The organism is Nocardia sp., from assembly GCF_025465275.1.
In the GTDB taxonomy this organism is placed as follows: Bacteria; Actinomycetota; Actinomycetes; order Mycobacteriales; family Mycobacteriaceae; genus Nocardia.
Genome location: NZ_JAODNK010000027.1, coordinates 55,129 through 68,585, shown reverse-complemented (window position 1 = coordinate 68,585; position 13,457 = coordinate 55,129). Strand labels below are relative to the sequence as shown.

At 65.7% G+C, this 13,457-nt stretch carries 13 protein-coding genes; 10 read left to right on the top strand and 3 right to left on the bottom strand.

Annotated features, from left to right (window positions below; all coding sequences use genetic code 11):
• Positions 1-23: 23 nt before the first annotated feature.
• Together JWN03_RS06795 and JWN03_RS06790 are read left to right on the top strand one after the other, a co-directional pair.
• Positions 24-482, top strand: coding sequence for a winged helix-turn-helix transcriptional regulator (locus JWN03_RS06795; RefSeq protein WP_297611322.1), 459 nt, complete (start codon positions 24-26; stop codon positions 480-482).
• 8 nt (positions 483-490) lie between these two features.
• The gene (locus JWN03_RS06790; RefSeq protein WP_297611318.1) at positions 491-997 is read left to right on the top strand and encodes a GNAT family N-acetyltransferase; all 507 of its coding nucleotides are present in this window, start codon (positions 491-493) and stop codon (positions 995-997) included.
• Here JWN03_RS06790 and JWN03_RS06785 read toward each other — a convergent pair whose 3' ends face one another.
• On the bottom strand, positions 998-2,068 hold the full coding sequence (locus tag JWN03_RS06785; protein ID WP_297611315.1) for an MBL fold metallo-hydrolase: 1,071 nt from the start codon (positions 2,066-2,068) through the stop codon (positions 998-1,000).
• A gap of 70 nt (positions 2,069-2,138) precedes the next feature.
• On the bottom strand, positions 2,139-3,227 hold the full coding sequence (locus tag JWN03_RS06780) for a DUF418 domain-containing protein (RefSeq protein WP_297611312.1): 1,089 nt from the start codon (positions 3,225-3,227) through the stop codon (positions 2,139-2,141).
• A gap of 466 nt (positions 3,228-3,693) precedes the next feature.
• Here JWN03_RS06780 and JWN03_RS06775 point away from each other — a divergent pair, with 466 nt between their 5' ends.
• Positions 3,694-5,676 (top strand): ATP-binding protein, encoded by a 1,983-nt coding sequence (locus tag JWN03_RS06775; RefSeq protein WP_297611309.1) that lies wholly within the window; start codon positions 3,694-3,696, stop codon positions 5,674-5,676.
• A gap of 318 nt (positions 5,677-5,994) precedes the next feature.
• A complete protein-coding gene (locus JWN03_RS06770; protein WP_297611306.1) occupies positions 5,995-6,213 on the top strand; it encodes a cold-shock protein in 219 nt (72 codons plus the stop codon).
• Here JWN03_RS06770 and JWN03_RS06765 read toward each other — a convergent pair.
• Positions 6,191-6,994, bottom strand: coding sequence for a nucleotidyltransferase domain-containing protein (locus JWN03_RS06765; RefSeq protein ID WP_297611303.1), 804 nt, complete (start codon positions 6,992-6,994; stop codon positions 6,191-6,193). The two genes, JWN03_RS06770 and JWN03_RS06765, sit on opposite strands and share 23 nt — an antisense overlap.
• A gap of 695 nt (positions 6,995-7,689) precedes the next feature.
• Here JWN03_RS06765 and JWN03_RS06760 point away from each other — a divergent pair.
• From JWN03_RS06760 to JWN03_RS06735, 6 genes are all read left to right on the top strand, one after another.
• Positions 7,690-8,886 carry a globin domain-containing protein gene (locus tag JWN03_RS06760; RefSeq protein ID WP_297611300.1) on the top strand — a complete coding sequence of 399 codons (1,197 nt, stop codon included), beginning with the start codon at positions 7,690-7,692 and terminating at the stop codon, positions 8,884-8,886.
• Complete coding sequence (locus JWN03_RS06755) at positions 8,877-9,626, top strand: DivIVA domain-containing protein (RefSeq protein WP_297611297.1); 750 nt, start codon at positions 8,877-8,879, stop codon at positions 9,624-9,626. Before JWN03_RS06760 ends, JWN03_RS06755 begins: the two co-directional genes overlap by 10 nt.
• Positions 9,583-9,987, top strand: a complete 405-nt coding sequence (locus tag JWN03_RS06750) for a globin domain-containing protein (protein ID WP_297611294.1) — start codon at positions 9,583-9,585, stop codon at positions 9,985-9,987. Before JWN03_RS06755 ends, JWN03_RS06750 begins: the two co-directional genes overlap by 44 nt.
• A 117-nt stretch (positions 9,988-10,104) precedes the next feature.
• Entirely contained in the window at positions 10,105-11,703 is a 1,599-nt protein-coding gene (gene serA / locus JWN03_RS06745; RefSeq protein ID WP_297611291.1) for a phosphoglycerate dehydrogenase, read from the top strand.
• A 244-nt stretch (positions 11,704-11,947) separates the two neighbouring features.
• Positions 11,948-12,265: a hypothetical protein gene (locus tag JWN03_RS06740; RefSeq protein WP_297611287.1), complete on the top strand. Its 318-nt coding sequence runs from the start codon at positions 11,948-11,950 to the stop codon at positions 12,263-12,265.
• Positions 12,266-12,384: 119 nt separating this feature from the next.
• Positions 12,385-13,392, top strand: coding sequence for a 3-isopropylmalate dehydrogenase (locus JWN03_RS06735; RefSeq protein WP_297611284.1), 1,008 nt, complete (start codon positions 12,385-12,387; stop codon positions 13,390-13,392).
• Positions 13,393-13,457: the final 65 nt, after the last annotated feature.

The following is a 13,457-nucleotide window of genomic DNA, read 5'->3' as shown; positions in this document are numbered from 1 at the left end:
GACCAGTTGGCTAGAATCGGAAGATGCGTTACGAGGAACTGGCCGACGAGCCCTGTTCGATCACGCGGTCGCTGGTCGTACTCGGCGACCGGTGGACGCTGCTAGTGTTGAAGGCGGCCTTCTCCGGCGTGCGCCGGTTCAACGGGTTCCAGACCTACCTGGGTATCTCCCGGAGCCGGTTGCAGGATCGGCTGGATCGTCTGGTCGAGCACGAAATACTGGTCAAAAGACCGGCCGCGGTCGGTGCGTACGAGGAGTACCGGCTCACGCCCAAGGGCCATGACGTGTACCCGATCCTGATGGCCTTCAAGGATTGGGGCGACGCCTACATGGCCCCGGACGGCCCGCCCGTGCACTACCGGCACCGCGATTGCAGCGGCGAGGCGCACGTACAACTGACATGCGATCACTGCGCCGCCGAGATCACCGCCCGCGATGTGGCGCCCGAGCCCGGGCCGGGGATGCTGGCGGGAACCGTATAGTCGCTGCGGTGTCCAGCGTGTTTGTGCGTCCGGCCGAGGCGGCGGACGAGAAGTTTCTGTGGTCGATGCTTTTCGAGGCCTCGTACTCCCATGATCAGGGCAGAGTGTCGCTCGATGAGCTGCGGGCTGTGCCGTCGCTCGCGCATTACGTCGAAGGATGGGGTGCGGCAGGCGATCTCGGCACAATCGGTGAGATCGACGGCGTCCCGCGAGGAGCCGCATGGCTGCGACTTTTCACCGGTGACAATGCCGCATACGGGTATGTGGACGATGGCACACCGGAACTGGCCGTCGGGGTCGCGCCTGGAATGCGCGGCACCGGGTTGGGCACGGCTCTGCTCACCGCACTGCTCGATGCGGCGCGGCCGCTGTATGACGCTGTGAGTTTGAGTGTGCGAGAAGAGAATCCGGCGTTGCGTCTCTACGAGCGATTGGGATTCGTCGCCGTGCCGAGTTCCGCCCACACGAACCCGGCCGGCAGCACCAGTGTGACAATGGTGCTGCGCTTCCGCTGATTACGCGCCGAGCGTGAACGCCAAGCGCCCCGGTGCGACGTAGTCGTCAGGGTCGAGCAGCATACGTAGCTCCGGCCCGTCCGGAATGCGTGCCAGCTCAGTCTCCAGTGGCGTGCGGAATGCCTCACCACGCGCGGTGATCAGCGGGAACCAATTGTCATGATGGTTGGGCACGAACACCTTCGGGCGCAGCGCCTCGATATAACTCCGTGGGTCGCGCAGCCCGTTGGTGAACTGGTTGTAGCCCTGCACCGCGCCGACGTGCACATCGGACGCGGGCAATGTGCGCAGCACCTCCAGCACCCCCGGAGCCTTGTCCAGCAGCGGACCGGACGAGTCATGCCATGTGAGAGTGAAGTGTTCGGTGCGGAACTGGTAGAGCAGCACCCCGCCCTCCGGATCGCCGAGCCGTCGCACCAGCTGCGCGGTATCGGCGAGAGTTGTTGGGTACCTGAGCATATCGCCGAGACCGGGGGTGGGTATCACGCGCGCACAGGCGTCGGGGCCTTCGTGCCTCGCGGTGCGGGCCGAATGAATGTGACGCACTGCGGTCACTGAAAGGCCCTCGGCGAGTTCGAAATCGTAGCGATCACCCGGCTTCGACGATGCGGAACCCAGTTCCTCGCACTCGAATTCAGCTGAGTCGATCTGAGTGCGTGCCGTGGCGCAGTGTTCGGCCGTGCCGTACAGTACCGCACCACTGGCCTGAGCGATCGGCCCCGCATCAGCAGCATGGTCGAAATGCCCGTGGCCGATGAAGATTGCGGCCGGGCGCAGTGCAGCGACCTCCGCAGGTGTAGTCGGCACATAGCCGGAAGTGGCGCCGCGCGGCACCCACGCATCGAGCAGGAAGACCGTGCCGCCCAGGGCAACCGCGAAACTCGCGCAGCCGAACCAGGTGAGGATCGCTTGGTCCGCCCGCACCGCACCGGTCTCGGAGTCCACCGCATCGGCGCCGAAGAAGCGCTGCCGGGCGGCAATGGTGTCGGCGAGTGTGGGCAGGGGAAGGTCGGATACCGCAAACCGTTCGGCAAGCCCGCTCAAGCCCCGGGTAATGGGATTGTTCGCCACCCGTGTTCCTCACTTCGCCAAGGGGCTGCCTGCCCTTCCGCATTCTTCCCGTCTCGGACAGTCCTGTCACCTAGTTCGACCGCACAGCGCGAGCGCTGATCCCCGTGACCAGGCGCTCGAGCGGTCCGCGACCGAAAGTCGACACCCAGATCGTCGCCGCCGCGACCGTGAGCACCAGGAAGACGACCAGCAGCGCATTGCCGTCGGACTCCGGCACCGAGTCGCCGAGGACCCAGATGGCCACGATATGCGCCGCGTAGGCCGTGAGCGGAACCGAGCCCACCGCCGCAATGGGAAACAGCAATGGCCGCAAGCGATCCGCGGTGAACAGCAGTACGGCAAGTACCGTCAGCGCGAATCCGAGCGACCCGGCGATCTCGAAGGTCGTCCCGGAATGCGGTTCGGCCGTGCGGAGTTGCGCCCAATCGGACGCGTTGACGTCGCCGCGGCTGCTCGCCAGCCAGCCGCCGCCGTAACCGAGCAGCATCAGCGGCACACCCGCCGTGAGCATTCGAATGCGCACCGTCACAGCGCTGAGATCGCTGCGGCCGAGCGCAAGTCCGGTGAGCGCGAAGGTCATCCAGACCACGCCGGGATAATCGCCGAACACCGCGAGGTCTGTTATCTGTGCGCCGGAACAGTTTTCGGCGGATCTCTCGCACCCGTCCGGAATCACATGTGTCAGCCACACCGTCACCACCGGCGCGATAACCGCCCATGCGGCAGCCAGCAACAGTAGCCGGCGCGGCGTCCACGTCAGGAATTGAAGACAGCACGCGAAGAGCAATGCATAGGTCTGCAGAATCACCGAGATATCGGTGCCGAGCGCCGTCAGCAGGCCACCGAGCGCGAACAGGACGAAGGCGCGCACCAGAATTCGCAGCCGCACCGTCACCAGTTGCTGCCCGGCAGGTGGGTGTTGCCGCCCGCTCATGAGCGCGATAGAAATCCCTGCGAGCGTGGCAAACAGTATCGAGGAGCGGCCGTTCGCAATCGACAGCCAGCTGCCAGGATCGCCCCACGACAGATCGCGGGTGACGCCGACATGGGCCACGATCATGCCGAGCACCGCCAGCCCGCGCGCGGCATCGAGAGCCACCAGTCTGGATGCCGCCGGGACGGCCGACTCCATGGGTGGCACAGCGAGCTTTGAGGTCATCCCCGCATGGTGCCCAACCGACCATGAGGAGATCATGAGCTTGTCGATCCGCGGCCCGCATGAACGTCACGCGGGCCACGGCCTCGGTCACAGCCCGTCGACGGGCCGGGTGCGCCGACCTCTGTCGCATCGCACACCCCGCAGCGTGTGTAAGCGACGGTGTGCACCCGGCGTGCATGGGCGCCGCTATCGACCGCCGCTGCAACGGTTCAAGGTGCGCTGGAGCACGATTCGGGTGTGTAATCGGTTGCCGAGACCTTGCCGTTGCAATGGGCAACCGCTCGGTGAATGTCGGAACGCGAACGTGACTAACTGGTAGGTGAATGTTCAGCCCTTTGTTAATCACGCGGCGTTGCATCGATATCAGTGGTAGCTGAACGGAGGCTATCGAGAGGGCTATTGGGGGCCCACCATGTACACGGACGTGCATGCGGCCACGCAGGAATGCGGCGACCACAGATACACGATGCGGATCAGCAGGCTTGCCATAGACAAGCTCGGAATCCGGCTCTACGACCGGGTTTCGGCGGTGCTCGCCGAGCTCATCGCCAACTCCTACGATGCCGATGCCACCGAGGTGGAGGTTTCACTACCGTGGGGCGTCACGCTGGCCGGCACCGTCCGCGCCGCGGACGAACCCGCCTACGAGATTGTGGTGTCCGACAACGGGCACGGCATGACCACCGACGAGATCAACGCGCACTATCTGATGGTCGGTTCGGATCGGCGCGTTCGCACCGGGTCCGATCTGTCCCGGGAGCGGCGGCGACCGGTCATGGGGCGCAAGGGAATCGGGAAGCTCGCGGCATTCGGCATCTGCAGCACCATCGAGGTGATCACCGCGGGTAGTCATCCGGACGATTACACACCGCTGGGCTGGCCGGTATCGCATCTCGTGATGGATCTCGGTGAGATGCTCTCCGATACCGAACGCGACTACTACCCGCAGCCGGGCCCGCTGGACGGCTCCTTCATGTGTAAGCGCGGTACCACCGTCATCCTGCGAAACTTCTTCCGCAAGAGGGTGAACAGCGGCACTGAGTTGAGCCGGCAGCTGGCATCGCGGTTCGGTATCGAGCGCTCGGACTGGCGGGTGCAGGTCCGCAATTGCCTCGGGCAGGAGAGCTTCACGCTCAGTGATCTGCCGATCGATGTCATGGAGGACACCCGCATCGACCTGAGCCGGGTGCCGGTGCGCTTCGGGCACAAGTTCCTGCCCGTCAGCGGCTGGATCGCCTACTCGAAACAGCCGTACCGGGATGAGGCCATGGCGGGCGTTCGCATCTACGCGCGCGGCAAAATCGTCGCCCAGACAAGGGATTTCGGTATCCCCGCCGGATTCACCGGTGAGTTCAAACTGCGCTCCTACCTGGTCGGCGCGGTCCATGTGGACTGGCTCGACGATGAAGAGGATCTGGTCCGCTCCGACCGCCAGGACATCATGTGGAACTCCCCGCGCGGTGAGGCGCTCGCGCAATGGGGTCAGGCCTTGATCAAGGAGATCGGCAGGGTCGGTGAGAAATCCATTCGCCGCCGGGTGTGGGAGGAGTTCGTCGAACGCTCCCGCATTCGCGAGACACTGGAGGCAATCGCACCGGGGGACAGGCTGTTTCGTGATTCGGTGATCGATGCCGCGCGAATCCTGGTGACACACAAGGACCGTGCCTCCCTCGACGATCCGGCGCATATCGAGAATATGGTGCGCCTGGCCCTGTCGCTCGGGCCGCAGCGCAGCCTGCTGGAGACGCTCCGGGAGATCGCGGAGGACGCCGAGCCCGAGATGGATATCGTTGTGGCCCTGTTCGAACGGGCTCGGGTCGCCGAGGTCTACTCGCTCGGCCAGATCGCCAGTGAACGGGTGGCCGTGGTGGAGCGGCTGAGCGCCCTCATCGACGATCGCCGCTCCCTGGAACGCCCCTTCCAGGAGCTGATCGAACGAGCGCCCTGGCTGCTCGCACCGGAGTGGACGCCGCTGGGCATGAACGAATCCCTCAAACGCGTCCGGGCCAGCTTCGAGCGCTGGTACGCCCAGAAGTTCGGGACCACACTGCTCACCTCAGCCATCGGCAGTGAGCGGCGCGAACCCGACTTCGTCCTGCTGCACGATTCGGGCGAGCTCTGGATCGTGGAGATCAAGCGGATGGACTATCACCTCACCGACGAGGAGTACAACCGCGCCGTCAACTACCTCTATGAACTGGACCGCTTCCTAGACGAGAATCCGCGCATCGGCGCCCAATTCCCGCGCCGCCGACTGACTTTCATCGTGGATCACATAGACCGTCTCGGCCCCGCCGCCCTCTCGTCCCTGATGAGCGACCAGCGCGTGGACCGCCGCACCTGGCGCGAACTCCTGGACGCCACCCTCCGCGCCCACCGCGACTTCCTCGACCGCGTCTACTCCATGCGCGGATCCGACGAGGAGAACGGCACCGCCCGTGCCGGATGACCCTGTCCCGCACCGCACAGCGCCTGTCGACGTTTCACCGCCCGTGCAGGAATTGTGCGGTGCCGACCAAGGCTGTGCGGTCTTGTGTCCCGACCGCACAGCGCCTGTCGACGCTTCACAGCCCGTGCAGCGACTGTGTGGTGCCGACCAAGGCTGTGCCGACATGGGTGTGTGGTTCCGGACGCCGCCACGGGCTGCGGTGCCCGGCGTTCGTGCCGCGGGCGCGTGCACGCCGCAATGGTTGCCGTGACACCATGGACGCGGCGCGCGTGGGGACGTCGCCCCGTTTGTCCCGGCGTTCGAGAAGGTTTGGGGATATTGGTGCACGGCACTGTGAAATGGTTCGACAGCGAGAAGGGCTTCGGCTTCATCAGCCCGGACGACGGTGGTCCCGATGTGTTCGTGGAGTACACCGCCGTCGAAGGCGCCGGTTTCCGCTCACTGCTGGAGGGTCAGCGGGTCGAGTTCGAGGTGCGCCGGACCAAGCCGGGGCCCGAGGCCGTGGTCGTGCGGGTCATCGCAGCAGCTGGCTTCTGAAGAAGTCGGCGGCCAGCGCCTGGGCCCGCTCGCGGTATGCCGGCTCGTTCCCGGTGAACTCCGCTGCGGCTCGTTCGAACTCGGCGGCGATGAAGTCGGCGATCGGCGCCGGGACACCTCCGCTACCCATTTCCCGGGTGCGCGATTTCAATTCCGTCAGTTCGGCAACCGATTCGACGAATTCGGTTGACAATTCGCATTCGTCGAGCAGTGTTGGCAAATGCATAGGAGCCACTGCTTTATCAGGGTGTTCGTGCAGCCAGCGCAATGCCATGGCCGGGCGCAGCGAATAGAACACCTTCTTCAGCGACCGGCTCTCATCGAATAGTCGCCACTGCCGGCCACCCAGGTGCAGATAGTGCCGCGCCACCCGATCCCGGTCGGCGACAGCACCCGCGAGATCGCGCAATTCCTGCAGGAATTGCGGATCACCGCTGTACACGATCGGTGACATGAGCCATTCGATCAGCACCGCGTTCCCGCGCACCAGCAGGCGCAGCGCCTTCACCAGATCCCAGCCGTTGACGTCCAGCAGGCCGATCAGCGGGGTCTCGATGACATCGCGGCCGGGCCAGGGCGTCAGATAGTCGTCCAGGTGGCCGACGTAGACGAACCGGCAGTCGTAGTCGGAGTCGGGAGACGGGAAACCCCAGGCCCGGCTACCACTTTCGATGGCGAGACGCACGGTGACGCGGTGTTCGCGCTCGATCCGGGCCAGCTCGCCGTCGATCGTCGCGACCACTGCCGGGTCCATGGAGGAGGGGATCGAACGCAAGGTCATGGACGGAGACGTTAGCGGCGGAAGCCGTGCTGGTCCACGGGATTTCGGAGCCGTCATGCCCCCTGAAATAGGGGCGTGATTTGCCCGTTATAGGAGAGAATTGACCGTGAGTGTGATCTGGACCACCGTCCAGTTAATCAGTGACCCCCATCACATACTGCTTATCCCCCGTAACGGGCGTGAAATGGCCGCCGATATGGTCAGCGTTCGAAGTTAATTTGAGATTCACGAGAGGTTATTCCATGATCCCCGTTATCATCGACACCGGTTCCGCTGCTCTCGACGGCCTGTTCAGCACCGGCTCCGCCGCGCTGCACGGCATCCTGAACACGCTGTTCACCGGCTCTTTCGGCGCGTAATCCCGCCGTTTCACAGCTCAAAGGCCGACCTCGGGTTTCGCAGCCCTGAGGTCGGCCTTTCGCTGTATTCAAATGAATTCCACAACGAGTATGCCTGCGCGCCGCGGCGTGTGGCCCCCGTCGCACCGCTCGTGGATTGCGAATGAATTGCTGGTCGGAGCGGTTTTTGCTCGCTTCGACAGCGCCCACACCATGCCCTAAGTTGACCGATGTTCGGACGGTCGTCCAGGGCAAGCGGTGCTGCTGACAGCAGCTATCGCCGCACCCCGGGAAGTGTGGAGTGTTGATGATTCAGGATCTGTCGCCGTGCGACGGGCCTCGGCTGGTGCGGCATAGATGAATGTCGATGCGCTGCGGGCCAGTTGGCGTCTCGTCGAACGTGCCGGTGACGAAGCCATCCAATACTTCTATGCGCACCTGTTTCTCGCGCATCCCGAGGTCCGGGACATGTTCCCGATCCGGATGACCACCCAGCGCAGCAAGTTCTTCGCCGCCCTCGGGCGCATTGTCAGCAATGTCGAAACCCTCGCCGCTGATCCGGAGTTCGTGGCCCAGTTGGGCCGCGACCATCGCCGCTTCGGTGCGGTTGCCGCCCACTACCCGGCGGCCGGGGGATCACTGCTGGCCACCCTGGCCCATTTCCACGGTCCGCGCTGGACCGATGAGCTGGCGCAGACCTGGGCCGACGCGTATCAGGCGGTCGCGGGCATTATGATCGCCGCGGCCGAGCAGGCCGAACAGGTCGACGGCCAGCCTGCGTGGTGGGACGCGGACATTGTCGCCACCGAAAAACGCAGCATCGACGTCACCGTGCACACCGTGCGGCCGCTGCAGCCCTACATCTACGAGGCGGGCCAGTCGCTCGCCATCGAGATTCCGCAGCGCCCGCGGCTGTGGCGCTACTTCTCGCCGGCCAACTCGCCGCGACCGGACGGCACCTTCGATATCCACGTACAGGTCGTCGACGGCGGTGAGGTGAGCGCGACCTTCGCGCGATCCGTGCGGCCGGGTGACCGGATTCGGCTGGGTTCACCGGTCGGCACCGCGTTCGTCATCCCGCCGCAGGCGGTCGACAATCTGCTGCTCATCGCGGGCGGATCCGGGCTCGCCCCACTGCGGGCGGTGCTCGATCGGGTCGGCGAACAAGTGCAGCGCGGCGGTTACGCGCCGCGCGTGCACCTGTTCCACGGTGTTCGCACCTCGTGGAACCTCTACGACGACGAGGCCTTGACGGCCCGCACCGAGCATCCGTGGTTCACCTACACCCCCGTGGTCTCCGAGGACCCCGGATTCCACGGCGTACAGGGCACGGTCGGCGCGGTGGCCGCGCGTGGTCGCGATCTGACCGGTGCGACCGCACTCGTCTGCGGTTCGCCGACCATGGTCGCCGCCACCGTTTCCGCGCTCACCGCCGCCGGAATGCCGCGGCACGCCATCAGATTCGAGACGTTCGGCCAGGCGCCGGCGTCCGACCACGCCGCCGGTTCGGCCGACGCGCAGCCCAGCTTCGACAAGGTTGGCCAATGGATGTGACACCCGAAGACATTCAATCCGCCCGGTTCAAGGGCGCACGGCTGGGACGCCGGGGATACGACGCGGACGATGTGGACCTGTTCCTTACACATGTGCGCGCGACCATGATGCGGTTGGCTCGTGAGAACGGTCTGCTGACGCTCACCAGCAATTCCGAAGAACTGATGCGGCTGCAGCGGGAGAATCGGCAACTGTCCGCGAAATGCGATGTGCTGCAGGGGCAGATGCAGACCATGTCCTCCGCGGGTGAGCGGGCCGAACTGCAGCGGCAGCTGTCCAATGCCAATTGGGAGATCTCCCGGCTGCAGGACGAGATGGCCAGGGATGCGCAGGGCATCAGTGCCCAGGCCGTCGATATCTTGAATCGCGCACAGCTCTCCGCAGACTCCATTATCGGTCAGGCCGAGGAGCACGCCCGCGATCTGATGCGGGTCGCTCGGGAGCAGCATCGCGAAATGCTTTACCAGGCAAGGCTATCCGGATCGAACGGCGCCAATCGGTACACCGACCAGGCCGTCGAGGACCAGCGATACGAACAGCTGCGCGCCTATTCCGGACTGCTGCGCAGCCAATTGCAGGCCATGATCGTGACGCTCTCCGTAGAGGTCGACAAGCTGGCACTACTGCCCATGCCCGGCGCTGCCGATGCGGCCGGGGAAATCGATCACGCAGGAAAGGGAAGTGGGGGATACCACGATGAATATCGAAGCGTTGCAGTCGAGTTGGAGCCAGGTCGGTGAGGTCGGCCCGGAGGCGGTGGCTTATTTCTATGCGCACCTGTTCGAGAGCCACCCCGAGGTGCGGGGCATGTTCGCCGAAGACCTGGGTGAACAGCGCGATCGTTTCCTGGCCGGACTCGGCCGGATCGTGACCAATGTCGAAACCCTCTCCGCCGACCCGTCTTTCGTGCAGCAGCTGGGGCAGCGGCATGCGCGGCTCGGCGTGGTGGCCGATCACTACCCGGCGGCCGGGGCCTCGCTGCTGGCCACTCTCGAGCACTTCCTCGGTGAGCAGTGGACGCCCGAGCTGGCGCAGACCTGGACCACCGCCTACGGCGTTGTGGTCGAGCTCATGCTGTCGGCGGAGGAAGCCGCGGCCTGATCACACCTGGTGAGCCGGTCTCGGAGTCGTTCCGAGACCGGCTTTCCGTGTAGAAACGTCGCCCACTAAGCTTGCGCCCGTAAATCCCGGATCCCTTTCCCGCAGGAGTACCCCACAGTGAGCCAAGCAGGCCGTCCTGTAGTTCTGATCGCCGACAAGCTCGCCCAGTCGACCGTCGACGCACTCGGTGACGGCGTCGAGGTTCGTTGGGTCGATGGTCCCAACCGCCCCGAGCTGCTCGCCGCTGTGCCCGAAGCCGATGCGCTACTGGTGCGTTCCGCCACCACCGTCGACGCCGAGGTGCTCGAGGCCGGCAAGAACCTGAAGATCGTCGCCCGCGCGGGTGTCGGCCTCGACAATGTCGATGTGCCGGCCGCCACCGAGCGTGGCGTCATGGTCGTCAACGCCCCCACCTCGAACATTCACACCGCTGCCGAGCACGCCGTCACGCTGCTGCTGGCCGCCGCCCGCCAGATTCCGGCCGCGGACGCCACGCTGCGTGAGCACACCTGGCAGCGCAGCAAGTTCAACGGTGTCGAGATCTTCGGCAAGACCGTCGGCGTCATCGGCCTGGGCCGCATCGGCCAGCTGTTCGCCCAGCGTCTCGCCGCCTTCGAGACCAAGATCATCGCGTACGACCCCTACACCTCGCCGGCCCGCGCCGCCCAGCTCGGCATCGAACTGCTGACCCTGGACGAGGTGCTCGAGCGCGCCGACTTCATCTCGATCCACCTGCCGAAGACTCCCGAGACCAAGGGCATGCTGAACGCCCAGACGCTGGCCAAGACCAAGAAGGGCGTCATTATCGTCAATGCCGCTCGCGGCGGTCTGATCGATGAGCAGGCGCTCGCCGATGCCATCACCTCCGGCCACGTGCGCGCCGCCGGTCTGGATGTGTTCGAGACCGAACCCTGCACCGACAGCCCGCTTTTCGAGCTGCCGCAGGTTGTGGTGACCCCGCACCTGGGCGCCTCCACCTCCGAGGCGCAGGATCGCGCCGGCACCGATGTCGCCAAGTCCGTGCAGCTCGCCCTCGCGGGTGAGTTCGTGCCCGGCGCGGTGAACGTCACCGGCGGTTCGGTGTCCGAAGAGGTCGCCCCGTGGCTGGAGATCGTCCGCAAGCAGGGCGCCCTGTTGGGCGCACTGGCCTCCGAGCTGCCGGTCAGCCTCGAGGTGCAGGTGCGCGGCGAACTTACCGCCAATGATGTTGCGGTGCTGGAGCTTTCGGCCCTGCGCGGCGTCTTCTCCGCCCTCATCGAAGATTCGGTCACCTTCGTCAACGCCCCGTCGCTGGCCAAGGAGCGCGGCCTCGAGGCCACCGTCACCACCGTGTCGGAGAGCCCGACCCACCGCAGCCTGGTCGACCTGCGCGCCGTATTCGGCGACGGCAGCACCCTGAATGTGGCGGGCACCCTGACCGAGCCGCATCAGGTCCAGAAGATCGTGAACATCAACGGCCGCAATTACGATATGCGCGCCGAGGGCCTGAACCTGGCCGTGCTGGCGTACGACGACAAGCCGGGTCAGCTCGGCCGTCTCGCCACCAAGCTCGGCGAGGCCGGCATCGACATCCTGGCTGCGCAGTTGACCCAGGACCTCGATCAGGACGGCGCCACCGTCGTCCTGCGCGTCAACAAGGAGGTCCCCGCGGACGTCCAGGCCGCGATCGCCGAGGCCGTCGGCGCCGCGAAGGTCGCCCAGGTAGACCTGAGCTAGGCTCGGCCGCCTCTCCGTACCTTCAGCGCACGGCTGAGAGCCGTCGCCGGTCCCGGATGCGTGCCTGCGGTTGGGTGCCGAGCCGATTTTGGGGGTACCCGGGGAGTTACCCGGGCCTCGCGAAATCAGTTGTCGCCGTTGTCACTGCGTCCCCTCCCACGGTTGTGGGAGGGGACGCAGTGCTGTGAGCGGCCGATTTCGCCGTGTCGGCGCGAAGAGCGGGGATTCCTCGGATCATTGATGAATGCGAGGGAAGACACCGCCTACGGATCCGCTCACAGCGCGCGAGCGGCGCCGCCTTTTGATCGGGACTGTCGTGGTCGCCGTGATTCTTGCGGTAGGGGTCGCGGCGTGGGTGCTCTTCGATCGTTCGCCCGACTACAGCCGCTCCGAGAATGGTTGTGTCACAGTGCAATCAGCCGGTCCGATGGGTGGGCAGCAACAGCGGGCCTGCGGTGATCAGGCGCTGGCCTGGTGCCGGGCGGAGTACGCCAAGCAGGACGCCGCCGCGGTGCGGGTGCAGGAGCAGTGCAGGCTCGCCGGAATCCTGCCGTCCCAGTAGCTGAGAGCGGTTCGCCCTGGTGACAGGGGTGGTGGGGCCACCCGCTATCGTGGCTGGCGGGCTCCTCGCGAGCCGCGGAAAGTGTCACGGGCGCACATATTCGAACGGAGCAATGTTTCATGAAACTCGCTGTCATCCCGGGCGACGGAATCGGTCCCGAGGTCATAACCGAGGCACTCAAGGTGCTCGATGTGGTGGTCCCCGGTGTGCAGAAGACCGAATACGACCTGGGCGCCAAGCGGTTCCATGCGACCGGGGAGATCCTGCCGGACAATGTGCTGCCGGAGCTGAAGCAGCACGACGCGATCCTGCTCGGCGCGATCGGCGATCCGTCGGTGCAGAGCGGTCTGCTGGAGCGCGGACTGCTGCTGCGCACCCGGTTCGAGCTCGATCATCACGTGAACCTGCGTCCGTCTAAGCTGTACCCGGGTGTCACCAGCCCGCTGAGCGGCAATCCGGCGATCGACTTCGTCGTCGTCCGCGAAGGCACCGAGGGTCCGTACACCGGTACCGGCGGCGCGATTCGCGTGAACACCCCGCACGAGGTCGCCACCGAGGTCAGTACCAATACCCGTTTCGGCGTCGAGCGCGTGGTCCGCTACGCCTTCGAGGCCGCGCGTCAGCGTCGCAAGCACCTGACCCTGGTGCACAAGAACAATGTGCTGACCTTCGCCGGCTCGCTGTGGACGCGCACCGTCAACGAGGTCGCCACCGAGTACCCGGACATCGAAACCGCTTACCAGCACATCGATGCCGCGACCATCCACATGGTGACCGATCCGGGCCGCTTCGACGTGATCGTCACCGACAACCTGTTCGGCGACATCATCACCGACCTCGCCGCCGCCGTTTCCGGTGGTATCGGCCTGGCCGCGTCCGGCAATATCGACGCCTCCGGCACCAACCCGTCGATGTTCGAGCCCGTGCACGGCAGCGCTCCCGATATCGCCGGTCAGTCCAAGGCCGACCCGACCGCCGCCATCCTCTCGGTCTCGCTGCTGCTGAACCACCTGGGCAAGACCGAGGAGGCCGCCCGCATCGAGGCCGCCGTCGCCAAGGACCTGGCCTCGCGTACCGCTCCCGCCTCGACTGTGGAGGTCGGCGACCGCATCGCTGCCGCACTCTGATTCGACATTTCAACGGCCCCGCACCCTTCCTGGGTGCGGGGCCGTTGTCCTGTGGGGCCGCTTGC